Origin of the sequence: Treponema primitia (assembly GCF_046533075.1) — a bacterium.
Classification (GTDB): domain Bacteria; phylum Spirochaetota; class Spirochaetia; order Treponematales; family Breznakiellaceae; genus Termitinema; species Termitinema primitia_B.
Window position 1 is genome coordinate 101,420 of record NZ_JAJQRB010000057.1, and the last position, 17,305, is coordinate 118,724.

General features: G+C 51.8%; 20 protein-coding genes and 1 tRNA gene. 12 read left to right on the forward strand and 9 right to left on the reverse strand.

Annotated features, from left to right (window positions below):
- Positions 1-6: 6 nt before the first annotated feature.
- The 4 genes from LQZ19_RS12170 to LQZ19_RS12185 all read right to left on the reverse strand — a co-directional run bounded on the left by LQZ19_RS12170 (position 7) and on the right by LQZ19_RS12185 (position 1,847).
- Complete coding sequence (locus LQZ19_RS12170) at positions 7-177, reverse strand: hypothetical protein (protein ID WP_411047937.1); 171 nt, start codon at positions 175-177, stop codon at positions 7-9.
- Positions 177-563 (reverse strand): type II toxin-antitoxin system VapC family toxin, encoded by a 387-nt coding sequence (locus LQZ19_RS12175; RefSeq protein ID WP_411047938.1) that lies wholly within the window; start codon positions 561-563, stop codon positions 177-179. The genes LQZ19_RS12170 and LQZ19_RS12175 overlap by 1 nt, the downstream gene beginning before the upstream one ends.
- Entirely contained in the window at positions 560-766 is a 207-nt protein-coding gene (locus LQZ19_RS12180; protein WP_411047939.1) for an AbrB/MazE/SpoVT family DNA-binding domain-containing protein, read from the reverse strand. The genes LQZ19_RS12175 and LQZ19_RS12180 overlap by 4 nt, the downstream gene beginning before the upstream one ends.
- Before the next feature lie 115 nt (positions 767-881).
- Complete coding sequence (locus tag LQZ19_RS12185; protein ID WP_411047940.1) at positions 882-1,847, reverse strand: radical SAM protein; 966 nt, start codon at positions 1,845-1,847, stop codon at positions 882-884.
- 103 nt (positions 1,848-1,950) lie between these two features.
- Here LQZ19_RS12185 and LQZ19_RS12190 point away from each other — a divergent pair, with 103 nt between their 5' ends.
- From LQZ19_RS12190 to LQZ19_RS12200, 3 genes are read left to right on the forward strand one after another with little or no spacing between them, the layout of a single operon-like run.
- Entirely contained in the window at positions 1,951-2,289 is a 339-nt protein-coding gene (locus LQZ19_RS12190; RefSeq protein ID WP_411047941.1) for a DUF6249 domain-containing protein, read from the forward strand.
- The gene (locus tag LQZ19_RS12195) at positions 2,286-2,903 is read left to right on the forward strand and encodes an RNA polymerase sigma factor (RefSeq protein ID WP_411047942.1); all 618 of its coding nucleotides are present in this window, start codon (positions 2,286-2,288) and stop codon (positions 2,901-2,903) included. The genes LQZ19_RS12190 and LQZ19_RS12195 overlap by 4 nt, the downstream gene beginning before the upstream one ends.
- Complete coding sequence (locus LQZ19_RS12200) at positions 2,900-3,391, forward strand: peptidoglycan-binding protein (RefSeq protein WP_411047943.1); 492 nt, start codon at positions 2,900-2,902, stop codon at positions 3,389-3,391. Before LQZ19_RS12195 ends, LQZ19_RS12200 begins: the two co-directional genes overlap by 4 nt.
- Positions 3,392-3,405: 14 nt before the next feature.
- Here the strand turns inward: LQZ19_RS12200 and LQZ19_RS12205 are convergent, their stop codons facing one another.
- Positions 3,406-4,314 (reverse strand): diguanylate cyclase domain-containing protein, encoded by a 909-nt coding sequence (locus LQZ19_RS12205; protein WP_411047944.1) that lies wholly within the window; start codon positions 4,312-4,314, stop codon positions 3,406-3,408.
- A gap of 155 nt (positions 4,315-4,469) precedes the next feature.
- Here LQZ19_RS12205 and LQZ19_RS12210 point away from each other — a divergent pair, with 155 nt between their 5' ends.
- Together LQZ19_RS12210 and LQZ19_RS12215 are read left to right on the forward strand one after the other, a co-directional pair.
- Entirely contained in the window at positions 4,470-5,003 is a 534-nt protein-coding gene (locus LQZ19_RS12210; RefSeq protein WP_411047965.1) for an adenine phosphoribosyltransferase, read from the forward strand.
- A 16-nt stretch (positions 5,004-5,019) separates the two neighbouring features.
- On the forward strand, positions 5,020-5,307 hold the full coding sequence (locus tag LQZ19_RS12215) for a hypothetical protein (RefSeq protein ID WP_411047945.1): 288 nt from the start codon (positions 5,020-5,022) through the stop codon (positions 5,305-5,307).
- Between the two features lie 48 nt (positions 5,308-5,355).
- Here LQZ19_RS12215 and LQZ19_RS12220 read toward each other — a convergent pair.
- Together LQZ19_RS12220 and LQZ19_RS12225 are read right to left on the reverse strand one after the other, a co-directional pair.
- Positions 5,356-5,427: transfer RNA gene (locus LQZ19_RS12220), tRNA-Glu, on the reverse strand.
- Between the two features lie 134 nt (positions 5,428-5,561).
- A complete protein-coding gene (locus LQZ19_RS12225; RefSeq protein WP_411047946.1) occupies positions 5,562-6,620 on the reverse strand; it encodes an EF-P lysine aminoacylase GenX in 1,059 nt (352 codons plus the stop codon).
- A gap of 156 nt (positions 6,621-6,776) precedes the next feature.
- Between LQZ19_RS12225 and LQZ19_RS12230 the strand changes: the two genes are divergently transcribed.
- Complete coding sequence (locus LQZ19_RS12230; protein WP_411047947.1) at positions 6,777-8,000, forward strand: ATP-binding protein; 1,224 nt, start codon at positions 6,777-6,779, stop codon at positions 7,998-8,000.
- Between the two features lie 30 nt (positions 8,001-8,030).
- Here LQZ19_RS12230 and murD read toward each other — a convergent pair whose 3' ends face one another.
- Positions 8,031-9,446, reverse strand: a complete 1,416-nt coding sequence (gene murD, locus LQZ19_RS12235) for a UDP-N-acetylmuramoyl-L-alanine--D-glutamate ligase (protein WP_411047948.1) — start codon at positions 9,444-9,446, stop codon at positions 8,031-8,033.
- A 35-nt stretch (positions 9,447-9,481) separates the two neighbouring features.
- Between murD and LQZ19_RS12240 the strand changes: the two genes are divergently transcribed.
- Positions 9,482-10,510, forward strand: a complete 1,029-nt coding sequence (locus tag LQZ19_RS12240) for a DUF2804 domain-containing protein (RefSeq protein WP_411047949.1) — start codon at positions 9,482-9,484, stop codon at positions 10,508-10,510.
- A gap of 196 nt (positions 10,511-10,706) precedes the next feature.
- Positions 10,707-12,527 carry a translation elongation factor 4 gene (lepA, locus tag LQZ19_RS12245; RefSeq protein ID WP_411047966.1) on the forward strand — a complete coding sequence of 607 codons (1,821 nt, stop codon included), beginning with the start codon at positions 10,707-10,709 and terminating at the stop codon, positions 12,525-12,527.
- Positions 12,528-12,553: 26 nt separating this feature from the next.
- Here the strand turns inward: lepA and LQZ19_RS12250 are convergent, their stop codons facing one another.
- Positions 12,554-13,225, reverse strand: coding sequence for a hypothetical protein (locus tag LQZ19_RS12250; protein WP_411047950.1), 672 nt, complete (start codon positions 13,223-13,225; stop codon positions 12,554-12,556).
- A 392-nt stretch (positions 13,226-13,617) separates the two neighbouring features.
- Here LQZ19_RS12250 and LQZ19_RS12255 point away from each other — a divergent pair, with 392 nt between their 5' ends.
- The 4 genes from LQZ19_RS12255 to LQZ19_RS12270 are packed head-to-tail and all read left to right on the forward strand — an operon-like array spanning position 13,618 to position 17,136.
- A complete protein-coding gene (locus tag LQZ19_RS12255; protein ID WP_411047951.1) occupies positions 13,618-14,670 on the forward strand; it encodes a hypothetical protein in 1,053 nt (350 codons plus the stop codon).
- Positions 14,671-14,678: 8 nt separating this feature from the next.
- Entirely contained in the window at positions 14,679-15,116 is a 438-nt protein-coding gene (locus LQZ19_RS12260) for a hypothetical protein (RefSeq protein WP_411047952.1), read from the forward strand.
- A 40-nt stretch (positions 15,117-15,156) separates the two neighbouring features.
- Positions 15,157-16,155, forward strand: a complete 999-nt coding sequence (locus LQZ19_RS12265) for a porin family protein (RefSeq protein WP_411047953.1) — start codon at positions 15,157-15,159, stop codon at positions 16,153-16,155.
- Positions 16,156-16,203: 48 nt separating this feature from the next.
- The gene (locus LQZ19_RS12270; RefSeq protein WP_411047954.1) at positions 16,204-17,136 is read left to right on the forward strand and encodes a tetratricopeptide repeat protein; all 933 of its coding nucleotides are present in this window, start codon (positions 16,204-16,206) and stop codon (positions 17,134-17,136) included.
- Positions 17,137-17,305: the final 169 nt, after the last annotated feature.

A 17,305-nucleotide genomic window follows, 5' to 3' on the forward strand; every position in this document is an offset into this window, starting at 1 on the left:
ACTATATCACAGGCAAAATAAGATTACAACGGCTGTTATGTTCAGGACCAGGGCATATAAAAAGAATGGACCTGCCCCGGTCTCCCTTACGGTGATGAGCCCCCGAGCAGCCCGGTTTTCCAGTGCCAGACCGGAAAGTTCCGAAAAGTTATGGACGTTTTTTATGTCAATCGCCATTATCGTACCTGAGGTTTAGGTTTTTTTAAATACTTAACTAAATCCAACCCTTTAAAATGTTGATCCTGTGTCCATAAAAAACAATTGTAGTTCCGCGCCGTAGCATAGATAATACTATCCGCCATGGGAAGTTTATATTCCCTGCTCAGCTTGGCAGCAAACAGAGCCAGTTCAATATTCAGATCGACCACCTTGCCCTGCTGCATGTGAGCGATAGCCAGCATTGCGGCGGCTTCATCCTTTTCGATTAAAAGCTTTTTATAAACCTCATATAGACAAATAGTCGGCACATAAAGGGAGTTTGTATCTTTTATAATACCGGATACTGGTGTTCCCTTGATGGTTCCGGCAAAATATTCCAGCCACAGGGATGAATCTACTATCATATTCTGTCATTATCTCTTTCTATGACGGTATCAATCCCCTTAAAAATCCCCTCCAGTTGTTCAATCGGCTGTAATGGTATCATTTCTATCTTGCCCCCATAAGAAATTATTTCAAATGAGGTCCCTGCTTTTAAGCCTATGCTTTCCCTTATAGCCTTAGGGATGACAACCTGAAATTTACTGGAAAGAGTGACTGTATTCATCGATAGGCTCCTCGTATTACGATAATACTATCCAAACCTATTGTCAAATGGTCTCTCCCACAAAAACACCAAAGTTGCTGTCATTGTCGCGGGGTCTGATATGAGCTTTCAAAAATCAGCCCTTAAATTTTGATATTTCCCCGAGCAGCCCGGTTTTCCAGTGCCAGACCGGAACGGAAAGCTCCGATGAAAATGGGTTGCTCCGCTCAAAGTCCGGGAGCCAGCTATTGTCGGGAACCAGCTCCTGGCAGAAGCCGTCCTCTATATCCAGGTCCGTGAGCCATTGGAGAAGCTGGTCGTACTCGTCCTGGTTCACGTAGCGGCTGGGGATGTCCGGATTACCGCCCACCGGGGTGTACTGGGTCATCAGGGAGAGGAGGGCGCGGCCCCGGCAGTGGCGGGCAAACCATTGGAGAACCGCCTTGGTGGATTCGGCGTAGCCCGGAAGAACCAGGTGGCGGATTATCACGCCGGAAACCAGCACCGTTCCCTTCCAGCGGAGTTCCCCGCGGTAGTCCAGCATCCGCAATATGGCCTGTTCCGCGGCTTCCGGGTAGTTGGGGGCCTTGAAGAACCGGCCCGCCAGACCGGACTCCAGGGTTTTCAGGTCCGGGAGGTAGACATCGATCAGATCTTCCAGGCTTTCCAGGGCGTTGAGGCTTTCGTAGGCCGAGGAATTCCAGAGTAGGGGGATACTGAGGCCCTTTGTACGGGCGTCCCGGAGATAGGCGGCCAGGGCGGGGGCGCAGTGGCTGCCCGTAACCAGGTTGATGTTTTCCGCTCCCCGGTCCTGGAGGGCCAGGCATATGGCGGTAAACTCCGGCTGATCCACCGTCCGGCCCATTCCGGCCTGGGAAATCTGGGTGTTCTGGCAGAAAACACAGCCTAAGGTGCAGCCGGTAAGGAAGATTGTCCCCGAACCACCCCTCCCGGTGATGGGCGGCTCCTCCCCGCGGTGGATAGATGCGGCGGCGATACGGAGTTCCGCAGTCTCCGCGCAAAAGCCCCGTTTCCCCGCGCTGCGATCCGCCCCGCAGAGCCGGGGGCAGAGGGTACAGCGGCCATAGATCGGCTCAGCCATATGCAACCATTTTGATGTTTCGGGGTCTAAATGTTGACGGGTTAAATTTGAAAGAGTATAGTAATAATAATACCGTTATGGATTGAAGGGAGACGTTTTTTTTATGGACAGAGGATCCTCCGCCGCAGAAGTTATTATCGTAATTATCCCCATTGTAGGGATCATCATGGGGTCGGTGGTGGTGTTTTTCTATCTTCTCTGGAATCATAAACGTAAAATGCTGCTTATCAAAGCCGGCGAGAATCCCCGGACCGATTTTGATCTCCTTTCATTCAGCTTGCTTGCAGGGCTTCTCTTGGTATCCGTGGGAATAAGCTTAACCGTATTCCTCGCCATAGCCAAGGGGGCCGGTGACGGTCTTCTGGGTGGAATTATACCCCTTTCGATCGGCGTCGGCCTGTTAGTTTTTTACGGGATACAACGGCGCGATAAAAACTCATGACCCTTGACGCCAACGATGAAAGTGTTGGTGAAGGCTCCGGGGACGATCAGCTAATCGTTGATCAGATTGTCTCGGGCCGGAAAGAGTTGTTTCGTATCCTGGTACAGCGCCATGAGCGGGCGGTTTATGGGATGGGCTTAAGTTTTTTTCGGAATTCCGATGATGCTGCGGACTTTACCCAGGAAGTGTTTCTGAAAAGTTTCCGCAGCCTGGGCAGCTTCCAGGGACGGTCCCGGTTTTCAACCTGGCTCTACCGCATTGCCTACAATACCGCGGTGAACAGTATGCGGCGGCAGAAGGAGTACCGCAGCCTCGCCGGGGAAGCCGGAGCAGAGGACTATGACGAGGCAGACCGGAACTTCCGGCGAAGCTCCCCAACCCCGGAGCAGCTTTTGCTCCGTGCCGCCGCCGCAGAAGCGGTGCGGGAAGCCCTGAAGGATCTGCCCGAGCGGTACCGGATCTGTGTGGACCTGTTTTTTTTCTATGACCGGTCCTATCAGGAGATTGAAGTTATTACCGGGTATCCGGTGAATACTATTAAGTCCCATGTATTCCGGGCAAAAAAACTGCTCCGGGAAAAGCTTGAGGTGATTGCGGAAGGAGGAATTGAATGAACTGCAACGATGTGATGGACAAGGTATATGAATTCGAGGGAAACTCTTCGCTGCCGCTTTTTACCCGCCTGCAAATATGGCTCCACACCCTCCGCTGTCCCTGCTGCGCGGGGAACTCCGTTGCAAGTTGTGCCGAAAAAATAGAAAAACTAACGGCTGCCCGGAGTCTTATGAAGGAAAATTTCTTTCCCCCCGCCCCGGGGCTGGAAGATCGGATCATGCAGAGCATAGCCCTGGAAGAACTTGATGAGGAATATCCCGAAATAGCGGGGGTATCCTTCCGGAGCTGGGTAGTTACGGGCCTTGTCATCCTGGTCTCCCTGTCCACATCTTTTCTGGGGATGGACTTTATCAAGGTAGCCGATAACTGGGGCTCATCGTTCCTGCTCCCCATCGGGATCACCGTCGGAGCCATCGTAAGCGCCTACGGGGCGCTCTTTATCGGCAGCCACCTGAAGGAACTAAGCGATAGGTTTAATCTACACTGATAGATTTTTCCCGCTTAATCTTCCGAACAGATCCGGTTCCGGCCGGTGTTTTTCGCGGTATACAGGCGCTTGTCCGCCGCAGAGAGAAACTCCTGCACCGTGGCTTTATCGTCCGGGACTGCGGACACGGCGCCTATGCTGATGGTTACGGTGGTAATGGTTTTGCCGTCCGCCGTGGGGATGCGGACAGCTTCCACCCCGGAGCGGATCTTCTCCGCAATAATCAGGGCGGCGGCAAGGTCCGTATCCGGGAGGAGTATGCCGAATTCTTCGCCACCCAGCCGGGCCACAAGGTCGGTGGTGCGCATGGCCGCGGCGCTGAAAATTTTGGCTATGCTCTTTAACAGGACATCCCCCTGGGGATGCCCGTAGGTATCGTTATAGGTTTTGAATTTATCCACATCCATCATCAGGAAGGAGACGGGATTCTTTTCCCGCGCCGCCCGCCGCCACTCCAGGGCCATACGGTCGTCAAAACAACGCCGGTTGGGGACATTGGTGAGCCCGTCTATAAGCCCCAGCTGTTCGATGGTACGGATCTGGTGGACTATCTGGATATGGGTTCGTACCCGGGCAAGGACGATGGGATTCTTGAAGGGCTTAGTGATATAGTCCACCGCCCCCAGGAGGAAGCCCCGTTCCTCATCGGTTTCGCCGCTAAGCCCGGTAATGATTATCACCGGGATCTTCATGGTTTCCGGGGTCTTTTTAAAGGTAGTCAATACATCAAAGCCGTTGAGGTCGGGCATAACAATATCCAGCAGGATAAGGTCCGGCTGGTCCGCAACGGCCCGCTCCAGCCCTTCCTTACCGGTTTTGGCGGTAAAGACCGTGTACTCCGGCGACAGAATCCTGTTTAGCACCATCAGATTCGACTTTTCGTCATCAATAACCAAAATACGGAATTCCTGAGTAGGCTCCATATTACAACACCCCCTCAACATGAATTATATTATCCTAAGATTGCATTATTTATATCCCTGGTCAAGATGACTCCAAAAATTTCAAAATATTGACATAGTTTCTGCTGAAAGGTAAACTGGGTATCAAGATGGGTTCCCATCTTAAAGGTGGTGTGATGAACAATGCGTTAAACCTCGATGACTATATCAGAAAAGTCCCCGATTTCCCCAAAAAAGGGGTGCTTTTTTATGACATAACCAGTATCCTCACGGAGCCCAAGGCCTTTAGGTACTGTATCGAATCTATGGCGGAGATTTACCAGGGGAAGCGTATCGATGCCATAGCTGCCATCGAAGCCCGGGGCTTTGTGTTTGCCGCCCCCTTCGCCTTCCACATGGGGATCCCCCTGTTCCTGATTCGGAAAAAGGGCAAACTGCCCGGAAAAACGCTGACCAAAAAATACAGCCTGGAATACGCCGAAGCGGAAATCGAGATACATTACGACGATGTGCCCAAGGGTAAACAGGTGCTCCTCATGGACGACCTTATCGCCACGGGAGGGACCTTAAACGCCGCCCGGAGCCTGATCACCGACTGCGGCGCCGTGGTCCCGGAGATTTTCGGCGTGGTGGGCCTGCCCTTCCTGCACTACGAAAAAGCCCTGGCGCCGACTCCCATTACGACACTGATCACCTACGATTCGGAATAGTTATCTTAGAGGGGAATTGCCTTCCAATCGCACCTTCCAGCCCTACGCATCCTGCTTCGGGCTTCCAGGCGGGGTGTTCGCTTACGGCGCCATCCTGGCGCCTTTTCCTCCCCTGGTCGGCGCTTACACCCACTCACCCCTTCGGGGTTCGTCATCCTGTTTGCTCATTCCAGGCCGGCCTTCAGCCCTGACGGCGCCATACGTCCCTACGGGCCGTTTGTCGATAGGAAAAGATTTACGCGCCGCCATTCGGCGGCACGGCGCCATCCATGGCGCCTTTTCCTCCCTTTGGTCGGCGGGCTGAAGGCTTCAATTCCCCTAGGGGAACTTATCGTAAATAAAAATTTTATTTTAGCCCCTAGGGGAATTGAACCCCTCTTTTAAGATTGAGAATCTCATGTCCTAACCGATAGACGAAGGGGCCTTTTGGAAGGTTGTTACACTTTATATTTATGGGAAAACCCGGGGGTTTGTCAAGGCCATAGAAATGGTAAAGGTATGGCCATGGAAAGTTCTTTTATATCGGTAAAGTCTTTAATGTTCCATAATTTCCTTAAATCAGGGCGTATGGTGCATTGGGAAGGGGAGTACCGAATCTATGCTTGATCTTCCCGTCAGGGCCATAACCAGGCGGTCCAGCCCCAGGGCTACCCCGGAACATGGGGGAAATCCGGAGGATTTCCCCTTGGAGAAGCCGAAGGCTTCTCCAGGCCGAGTCGGGAGGTCGAGTCGGGTTGGGGGCGTATTGGGGCTGGGCTTTGGGAGGAAGTTTTGCCAGTAGTCTCCGTCGATGCGGTGGGGTACCAGGGCGTTTTGGTTTTTCAGCGCGCCTTCCCGTTCAAAGTAGCGGCGTACTTCCTCGGGGTCCGTCTCCTCGGAATAACAGTTCGCCAGTTCTATTCCCCGTACATAGAGTTCCCATCGCTCCACGGTTCTGTGATCCGGGCTCTTTTGCGCCAGGCAGGGGACAAAGGCGGGGTAATCGGTTATGACCACGGCCTTGTCCTTGGGCAGGGCCGGTTCCACGGTGTGTATGAAAATCAGGTCGTAGAGGGCCGGCGTATCCAGTTCCGTCGGCGGGTTCAGCCCCAGTTTCCGGGCCTCAGCGGCGAGGATTCCTTTTTCGGCGGCGTCGAAGAGGCTGAACCCGGCCCAGCGGCTAAAGGCTTCCTCCATGGTGATCCGCAGGAAGGGCGGGTGAAGATCGGCGGAATCCCCAAGCAGGCTTGCGAAAAGATCCTCCGTGAGAGTGAGGCTGTCAAGGTAATTGGCGTCCATGGTGTAGTATTCCAGCATGGTGAATTCCGGGCTGTGGAGTCGGCCCGTAGATTCTCCGTTCCGGAAGCACTTGCAGATCTGGTAGACGCTGGCCCGGTGCCGGGCGATGATCCTTTTCATCCAGATTTCCGGGGATGGGATGAGCCAGTAGGGCTGCGTTTCCCGGGTTTTGCTGTTTGGCGGCGCCAGATAGGCGGTTTCAAAGACCTCCAGACAGGTTTCGGGGATTAAGTCCGGGGCAAGGAGGGGGGTATCCAGTTCCAGGTAGCTCCGTTTATCAAAAAAAGCCCGGATTTCCCGGAAAATCCGGGCTCGCTCCTGCAAAAGTTCAAGGTCCATGGCTTATTGTAGCATAGGAGGGACTCTGAGATTAGGGGGGATGGAGTTTTGGAAGAAAATCAGTAAAGTTTCAAACATGATTGAAACTTTACTGTAATATAAATAAACATTCCAATATAATTGACATTATTATGAATGTATACTATAATTTCAAGTATGGTGGAAACTTTATGGGATTATATGCCCCGAAATCTCTATTTTGAGCGGATTAAGCCTTTCATCGGCTCCCACATAATCAAAATTTTGTCGGGGCAGCGGCGATCGGGGAAAAGCTATATTCTCTATCAGCTTATGGACGAGATACGGAAGGCCGATCCTAAGGCCAATATCATCTATATCAACACCGAATTTGCGGAGTTCCGGCAGGTAAAGACCGATGGGGAGCTCTATGATTTTGTCGTGTCCCGGTTGTCAACGGACCGGAAGAATTTTGTGTTCATAGATGAAATTCAGGATATAGCGGATTTTGAAAAGGCGGTGCGATCCCTCTATGCGGAGGAACGCTGCGACATTTATTGTGCCGGCAGCAATGCCCACCTTTTGTCCGGTGAGTTTGCCACCTATCTCGCCGGGCGCTACATTCAGTTTCAGATCCATCCCCTGGGGTATAGGGAATTCTTAAGTTTTTACGGCCTTGAGAATTCCCCGGAGGCGTTGCGGAAATATCTCCGCATAGGGGGGATGCCCTTCCTCGCCTCCCTGCCCGCGGGGGAAGAACATCTGGCGCGTGAGTATTTGAAAAATGTGTACGAGTCAATAGTACTGCGGGATGTGCTTATCCGGGAAAATATCCGCAATATCCGTTTTCTGGAAAACCTTGCGGAATATCTGGCGGATACTATTGGGAGCCTGTTTTCCGCGAACAACATCAGCAACTATTTAAAGCATCAACAGGTTAAGATTCCGGTGCAAACGGTAATTAGTTACCTTGCGGCATTGGAGAAATCCTGCATCATCCATAAGGTTCCCCGCGCCAAGGTTGGGGGCATGAAAATTTTTGAGATTGGCGAAAAATACTATTTTGAGGATCTTGGTCTGCGGAATGTCCTGGCAAAAAATCCCCCCGCCATGGATATGGGAAGATTGTTGGAAAACGCAGTATATCTGTTTTTGATACAGCGGAACTTCACCGTATATGTGGGAAAGGACGGCAATAAGGAAATAGACTTTATCGCCGAAAAAGACGGGACTAAACTGTATGTGCAGGTAAGTCTGCGCATCGACAATGAAGAAGTCCACCGGCGGGAGTTTGGAAACCTTGAGGGCATCCCGGACAACTTTCCCAAATATGTGGTGACCCTGGAAGACGAGCTGCCCGCGGTGACACCCACGGGGATCATCTGTATGGGGGTGAGGGAGTTTTTGATGCTGGAGCTATAGGGCGGCGCCGGAGGCCCATTGACGGCTTCTTTACGCCAGCCGTAACACCGCGTCCTTCCACTTATGTCCCCGGTCAAATTCGTTAAGGAACATCCCGAAACTGGCGCAGCCCGGGGAGAGAACCACCACGTCTCCCGCCGCCGCTGTTTCCAGGGCGGAGTATACCGCACCGTCTACCGAGTCCCAGGGACCCCGGTAGGGAATGGCCGCTTGGTCCAGAAGGCGCCGCAGTTTTTCGCTGCCCGTTCCCGCCAGCAGTATTACTGCCTTAGCTTTGACAGCCGCTTTTACCAGACAGCTGAAGTCCAGGTTCTTGTCCGTGCCGCCGCTTACTAATACTACCGGCCGGTCGAAGGCTTCCACCGCGGCGGCGGCGGCTTCGGGGATGGTGGCGGCAGTATCGTTGTAGAAACGGATACCCCGGCTTTCGTGGAAAAACTCCAGCCGGTGCTCTAAACCCGGGAAACTCCCCAGGCTTTCCCGGATAAAGTCCGCCGGCAAGCCCAGGTCCAGCAAGGCGAGACCCGCGGCGAGGAGGTTTTTCTTTTGGTGTGAACCGGGAACTAAAACTTTTTCCGGGACAAGCTCGACAATTTCCCCGGAAGCTGATCGCACCAGGCCTCTGCGGGTGGTTTTTTCCACCCAGCCCCCAGCCGTCCCTTCCGGCAAGGGCCTTTCTGCGTAAACCATGGGCCGGCCCGGAGTTTCGGCGAGGAAGCTTTGCCCCCAGCTGTCATCGGCGGCGATGGTGGCGTCCGTTTTGTCCTGGCCCTGGTAGATGACCCGTTTATCCGCCACATAGGCTTCCATAGCGCCATAGCGGTCCAGGTGGTCCGGCATGATGGCGGTAAGTACGGCTGCTCTGGGCTTCAAAAGGCGCCTGCCGCCGAGGTCTCCAAGCTGCCAACTGGACAGCTCTAACACCACATCGTCCTCCGCAGTAAGGGTGTCCAGAAAGGTGAGGGGTGAAACAGTGATGTTACCGCCCAGATACGCCTTGCCGGGAAGTAGGCTATGTTTCCGGGCCTGGTCCAGAACCCAGTGGATGGCCGATGAAGTACTGGATTTACCCTTGGAACCGGTAACGGCGATGAGGCGGGCAGGGGAAGCGGCCAGGAACAGGGAGATGTCCGTCTCAATGCGCACGGACCTTTGGAGGTAGGGGGAATTGGGGGGGACCCCGGGGTTCTTAATCACCAGATCGGCGTTTTCAAAATCTTCTATACTATGATGCCCCAAAACATAGCGGGCGGAGATGCCGGCGGCTTTGAGCTTTTCTATTGATGGGGCCAACGTTTTTTCGTCCCGCAGATCCGTTACGGTAAGCTTCGCCCCATGAGCTGCCAGATGCCGGGCGGATTCCAGGCCGCCTCCGTGGAGGCCCAAACCCATTATCAGGACATTCATCCCCGTATATTCCACCGGAAACTCCTTTTCCTTGACCATTGCCCCCAGAGGGACTTCATAGTATAGTATCCCACATGACGCCCCTTGAAATAGACACTCCGCGGCCTATTTTGGACGAATTCGGCAAACCGGTGAATTTCGGTTGGGCCCGATCTTCTCTTTTCAAATATGATAAGGGTTTACTTAGTCCTCCCTACTGGCGCGTTACCGAATCGGAACGGTATATCATTTTTTCCAATACCCATCTGCTGGTTTTTGAGATCCTGGACGGTGGTTGTCTTGGGTATATCAGCATATCCGTAGTATCCCTAAAGGATAAAAAACGATCCACCCAGCCTTTCATCATCCCTTTCCCCCTGGGGGTTTTTAATTTGCCGCCGAACAGCGAAACCGGTTCGGCCCGGATACAGCGGAAAAAGTTTTCCATCGCTTTTTCCGCCATGGAAGGAGGCAGCCGGATTATCAAGGTTGATATTCCCCGGTTTGGGCATCACCGGAGTTTGCGGGGGGTGGTGGTACTAACTCCGCCTCCGGAGGCCCAGTCCATCGTTACCTGTTCCCCCTGGCGGGGGGAAAAAAACGCATTCTGGTATTCCCGGCGTTCCCCCTGGTATGTAGCCGAAGGGGTGATGCAGTTCAGTAGTACGGAGATGGTATTTGTCAAGGATAAAGCCTGGGGCATCTTCGACTGGAACCGTGGGGTTAGGCCCCGTGCGGATACCCGTATCTGGGCCTCCGCCTGCGGCTTAAGCGAAGCCCGGCAATTGAGTTTTAACGTTGGGTACAGTACCGCCGATTCCGGGGCGGGGACGGAAAATGCCTTCTTTCTGGATGGAAAGATGCATAAATTGGATCAGGTGACCTTTCATGTCCCCTCTTCGGACTGGCTTGAGCCTTGGCATTTCACCAGCAACGATGAACGTCTTGAAATGAGCTTTAAGCCCCATCAGGAACGGTCCGATCGGAGTACCATGTTTCTTCATTCCCTCCGCCGCCGGCAGGTTTACGGGTATTTTTCCGGAAAGGTGGTTCTTGATGATGGTTCAAAACTTGAATTCCATGATATTACCGGCTTTGCGGAACGCCGGAGGACCCGTTTTTAAATTTTTTACAAGATCCATGACTGCGGTCATGACGAGCTGCTGCTTTGCGGCGAATGAGTGCCTCGGACCGGCGTTCACCACGTATACTGTGAGTATTATTATTGGATTTGCCCTTGCCATCGTGCTGTTTGCCCTGTTTATCCCCCTTATCTGTACCCTTCCTTTTTTGCTATTTTTTTAGTATCCTCTGTGTATGATGTCGAACCCCCTGTATATCCGTAACTTTTGTATTATCGCCCATATTGATCACGGTAAATCCACCCTGGCGGATAGGCTTATCCAAAAAGCCCACCTGGTGGAGGATCGGGATTTTCAGGATCAGATCCTGGACAACATGGATATTGAGCGGGAACGGGGGATTACTATCAAAAGCCAGGCGGTAACCATCCCCTATACCGCTAAGGATGGCCGCGAGTACGAGCTTAACCTGGTAGATACCCCCGGGCATGTGGATTTTACCTACGAGGTATCCCGGGCTATCAACTCCTGCGAGGGGGCCCTGCTGCTGGTGGACGCCACCCAGGGCGTACAGGCCCAGACCCTGTCCAATATGTATCTGGCCCTGGAGCACAGCTTAGAGATCCTGCCGGTGATCAACAAGATCGACATGATTGCCGCGGATATACCGGGTACAAAAAAACAGATCGAACATGACCTGGGGCTCAGCGCCGAAGACGCGCTCCTGGTTTCCGCCCGGCAGGGAACCGGGGTGGATGAACTTTTCGAAGCCATCGTGGAGCGGGTCCCCGCCCCAAGCGGAGACCCCGCAGCGCCGCTGCGTGCCCTTATCTTTGACTGCCACTACGATCCCTATCGCGGGGTAGTGGTCCACCTGCGTCTCTTTGATGGAACCCTTAAGCGGGGCATGAAGATTCGGTTCATGTACAACAATTCCGAGTACGAGGTGGAAAACCTTGGGGTCTTCAAGATCGCCCTGGTGGAACAGGAAGAGCTAAGCGCCGGAGCGGTGGGCTACATCATCGCCGGGGTAAAGACCGTAAGCGATGTCAGGGTAGGGGATACCGTAACCGGCGCGGAGCATCCCTGCGCAGGGCCCCTCCCCGGTTTCCGGGAAGTAAAGCCCGTGGTATTTTCTTCGATATATCCCGTGGACTCCAACGATTACGAGGAACTCAAAACCAGCCTGGAAAAACTCAAGCTTAACGACGCTTCACTTATCTACGAAAAGGATTCCTCCGCCGCCCTGGGTTTCGGTTTCCGCTGCGGTTTCTTAGGGCTCCTCCACCTGGAGGTGATCCAGGAACGGCTGGAACGGGAATTCGATCAGTCGGTTATTTTTACTGCGCCTTCGGTAAAGTACCGGGTCCGCATACGCGGCAGTATCGGCCACCCCGGGGAGGAGCTTATGGTGGATAACCCCACGGAATACCCCGATGAGGGCCGCATCGAAGGGACGGAGGAACCCTACATACGGGCCGCCATCATCACCCCCACATCCTTTCTGGGAAACATCATGACCCTCTGTATGGAGAAGCGTGGGGTGCAAACCAACATGACCTACCTGGACGAAAAGCGGGTAGAGATGGTTTACGACATGCCCCTTTCGGAGGTACTCTTCGATTTCTACGACCGCCTTAAGAGCATCAGCCGGGGCTACGCCTCCTTCGATTACGATATAACCGATTACAAGCCCACAGAATTAGTGAAGCTGGACATACTGCTCAACGGCAAGGGGGTGGACGCCCTGTCTCAACTGGTCTTTAAGGGTAACGCCTACGACAGGGCCAAGGTGGTCTGCGAACGGCTTCGGGACGAAATAACCCGGCAGCAGTTCAAGATAGCCATCCAGGGTTCCATCGGCAGCCAGATCATCGCCCGGGAAACGGTGAACGCCCTGCGCAAGGACGTATTGGCAAAATGCTACGGCGGGGACATTTCCCGCAAGCGGAAACTGCTGGAGAAGCAGAAGGAAGGGAAGAAGCGCATGAAGATGGTAGGGGACGTGGAACTTCCCCAGAGCGCCTTCCTGGCGGTGCTGAAGACCAAGGACGCGTAGATTCCACGTCCTTGGTTCCGGCTATTTTACCAGGACTTAGGTGTATATACGCCTTCCGGCGCGGTGATTGTAAAGGTCTCCCCGGAAGGTTCAATCACATAAAATCCTTTCTTAAGCGCCCATTTTCTTTCACTTTCACCCATAATGACACCTGCAACGGCGCCATAATATTTCCGGGTGTCATTCTGCAGATCCGCATGGGCCCGTACCTTTTTCATGCGTTCAATATGCTCGACTATGTCTTTTATTTTGAGCGTTGTTTTCATTTCGACAATCATGGTGCAGTCACCGTTTTCCAGGAAAGCGTCAATTTCTGTGAATATGCTATGCTCGCGGTTAGCAATTACTACATTTCGAGCGGTTTTCTCAAAGGTAAACCCCAACTCGTTAAATCTTTTTACCAGATTCGGAACAATCATGTGTTCAACTACTTCGCCGAACCGGTTAGTAAGCCACCCCATCTTTTTATCCGTTTCCTTCATCTGTTGGGCCGTTTCCTTCATCTGCAGGTCGGTTTCCTTCATTTGTTGGGTCGTTTCCTTAATCTGCCGGTCTGTTTCTTTCATCTGTTGGTCCGTTTCTTTCAATGATTGGGCCGTTTCTTTTACAATCAGATCCGTTTCCTGTAATAATGCCCAGAGCCTTTCATAGGTCATGAGATCCCCGGTCCGTCCCGCCTCAGCTTGCGGTGTCATCATAGCATCCTCCTATACCTTTCTATACCATATTTTAGGGAAATAGTATCTCCCCTAATAAAGAGTACTTAGGCGGTTTTCCGGGATTTTGCTTTAGTTATAGGCTTTGGGTTTCGTAAATTTTAGAGAATCTTTGTGGTCAAGCTTAGCCCCCTACCCGTAGTGTTGTTTCTTGGAATGGTACGCTAAAGCAGGGGGTGCTTTTGGACGTGTCTATAACGAATAGCGGGTTTTTATTATTTTTTTATGAAATATGGACAATTGCTGGGTAATGCAATAGACTTATAAGAGATTGTTTGTGTAATAGTTCATCCTTTGCTTTTCCGGACAATCATTACTATATGGTCAGTACTATGCGGCGTATGCCGTGGAAAAATGTTTTTTAGGAGCATTGTATGTTGAAAAAGAGCTTAAAGTTTCTGGCCGGGGGTGTCCTGGTCACGATCCTATTTGCTGCCTGCTCGGCGGCTTTTGAACCACTAAACCCAGAAGAGAAAATTGAATATGATGCCGACGGACGGCGTTTATATACAATTACCATTCCCACCAAAAAGATCGATAGCCGGGCAATAACAGATGCAATAGCGCGAAACAATATAAATTTTTACGAAGTGGTTTTCAAGCCAACTACAGGTGATAGAACTTATTATTCATCCGCTACCTTGGACAAGCCGCTAAAAATCCGTGTCCCGGAAGGGAAGTATAACGCCATTTTGCTTGCCGGAAGAAGGCAGGTTGATTCAACCGGTGTGGCTATTGACGATGGGATACTGTTGGCTGCCGACTTAACAACTAAAACGGCTGACCTAACTAATGGGAATATAACTATTTCCGCCTCTACGAGTAGTACTCCTGTTGGTTTCACGTTAAAAGCCATTGCTTTGGATGCGTCCGATCTTACGTTAACAGGGGGAGGGCCGATTACTCGCCAAATAACCGCGGACAAATATTCCTATTATACTCTACCTGATAACGAAGCTGTATCCGGGGTATTTGCAACTGCCCAAGGAGCATATGGAGCAGATTTCCCCGGACCAAGCGATGGTGACTCACCAGATACATGTTTATGGCTTAAGTTCGGTACTCCCCTTGTAAAAGTTCTCCCGGCGACATACCACGATCTTCCCGGGTTTACTTTAACGCCTACAAGTCCAGCTTTTGAAGATGAGGTGACCACACCCGCCGATTATGGAAAACTGACCTTTACAATCCCAGCCACGACATTGGAGGGTTTAGCAGAGTTAATATTTGATGTTCCGCTAACAGCAGCTTTTCCGGCAACCGGCACGGGAATTACCTGGCATCTTACGAATGGTATTGATAATTTTCAGCTTGAAAAGAACACCCATGGCACTCCTGCTTCTAATGTTGAAGGAACATTTGGAGGCGGTCTGTTGCTCGTTGTGAATTATGCGACATTTGATACAATCTATGGTGGTTCTTTTTAGGGAATCGTATGAAGCGCTTTTTGGGATTCACCATTTTGTTCATAAGCGCCGCGGGGTTCTTTTCCTGCGGCGCTGTTTCCTCATCATTTCTGTATCCCGATGAAACGGATATCTTGGCGGAACCAGCCCGCTGGGTATACGGTATTAATAGTACTTTTGTTAAAAACGACGATCTTACCGTGTACTTATACGGCGCCGAAGGCGGTCTCTCTAAGGTTCCAATTGAGGATGTAACCGTATCCATCAGCATATACGGGGAAACAGTGGGAGATGGCTGGGAATTTGATTCGGAATCAAAGGGGGATCATCCGGTTACGGTAAGCTACAAGAACATGTCCACCTTTTATACGATACACGTCCTCTCCGTCGAAGAAGAACCGGATTATAGCGGCGGCGGCAGCGGTTCCGGCGGCGGCGGCATTGAAATCATTATCACCGGTCCTTAGGCGGGTCCTTTGCGCCCTCATCCTACTCTTCTCACCCGTCTTGGCGTTTTCCCAAACCAGGGCGGATACCCTGGTGTATATCATGAATATCCCCGGCGGAACTCCGGTGGAGCAGCGTTTCTTCGAGGAAAACCTGAAGATGGAAATTCCCGCTGCGGGGTATTCTATAACCGATGATATCCTGGAAGCGGACTATGCCCTAAGCTGTTCCATATCGGATGATGAAGAGGAATCCGGCCGGGTGGTGCTGTTTTCCCTTTTCGACGCGAAGGATGAACGGGAAATTGTTTCTACCGATTTATTTTATACCAAAACAGAAGAAACCTATGAAATGCTTCCTTTCGTTATCTGGTCCATGTTCGCCAGCGCGCCCTTAAAACAGGTAACCCGGGAAGTGGAAATTGTAGAAGTGGAGGTGGAAGTAGAAAAGGAAGTGCCGGTTTACATTGAGGTTATCAGGGAAGTGGAAAAGCCTGCACTCCCGGAGAGAATCGAACCGGTTGATACATGGAAATACCGGTGGATATTTATTAACGCCAGGCTCGGCGCGTCATTCCGCTATTATCGTGCGGATAGTAGTGATAAGCCCAGTGCATCAATACTCACCGTTGATGCGGGCATTGAGCCGGAGGTGCATCTTTTCGATTTTCTTGCGGTTCAATTGGGAATAAACTTTGCCCTGGACAAGGCGGAATACCAGCGCTCTCCGGCAAACCCAACGACCATTGCGTATTCCACCGCCATCCTGAGCGTTCCGCTGTTGGTGAAATATATTTTCAACCCGGCGGATCGGTTTACCCTTGGGCCCTATGTGGGTGGTTACCTGAGCGTTCCGTTTATGGGAACATCCAGGCCGCCGCCCGTTGGCGTCCTTGCGGGGCTGGACCTTGGGGCAAAAATGGGGCAGGGAACATTACTGTTTGATCTCCGGTATTCCATGGATCTGGGAACTACCGATGTTTTTGACTACAAAATCACCTATAACCGGATGTTTATTACCCTCTCCGCCGGGTATAAGTTTGGGCTTTTTCGGCGTTAGTTTAAGAATAGCGCCCTTTCCGCCGATACTGTCAACGGAATACTTTATATGAAACGAAACGCTGGTTTTTTGCTCTTCCTCTTGATTTTTACCGCCCTGGCGGGGATTCAGCGCGGAACCGCACAGGTTCACCGGGCCTCTCTGGATCAGGGAATCAGTCTCTACCGGGCGGGGCAGTGGTCCGAAGCGGCGCTGCAATTGCGCCGGTCCCAGATGGAAGCGGCTAATCGCGGGCAGCAGGCGGAGTCTTTGTACTGGCTGTCCCTGGCGGAATTTTCCCTGGGTGAATATGCCGCCGCGCTCCGGGACATAAACGAACTGCAGCGGATTGCCCCGGCGGGGCTGCGGATAGACACGGTTTTATACTACAAAGGCCGTATCCTCTACTATTTAAATCGTTATGACGAAGCCCTGGGCATGTTCAGGGTCTATAATGATTATATAAACCGCTCTAAGCGTAATATCCCCGCAGTGTTGTCTCAAAAATCGGTACTTGCCTATTGGATGGGTGAATGTCTTTACGCCCTGGGACAGCAGGATCTGGCGGCGTCCCAGTTTACCCGGGTGGTCAATGCTCGGCCCCGAAGCGAAAAACACGAGGCTGCTTCCTACCGTTTAGCCATGATCCGGCAGACTAAAATTCAGGGTGAAATCCTGGATATGCTGAACTGGAGCTACGCCGAATACCTCCGAATCGTAGAGGAATACCAGCAGCGGGAAAAGGCTTACGATGAAACTATAAACGCCTACCGGAAACAGGTTGACGGGATGCTTGCCGAAGCTGCCGCTAAACCGGAACCGGAAACCGAAAGGGCCAGGTACGAAAGGCTCCTGGCGGAGTCGGAAGCCCAGAAACAGGCTCTGGAGATCAAGCTGCAGGAAACGGAAAAAGCCGCCGCCCGGGACCCGAGGCCGGACCCTAATGTACAACGTATCCGCGAACTAAAAGCATCGGCGGAGAAACTTCGCAGCGAACTTTGATATTATGAAGGGATTTTGATTAAACATATAAAATCTATAGAAATACTATTATATAAGTAAAAGTATTGTTTAAATTTCTTTTTTAGTGAACTTCCTTGACAATTTGTGTGAACTTACTTACAATTTCATTCGCAAAGTAATAAATGTTAAAAAAAGGGCCTTTTTTTAT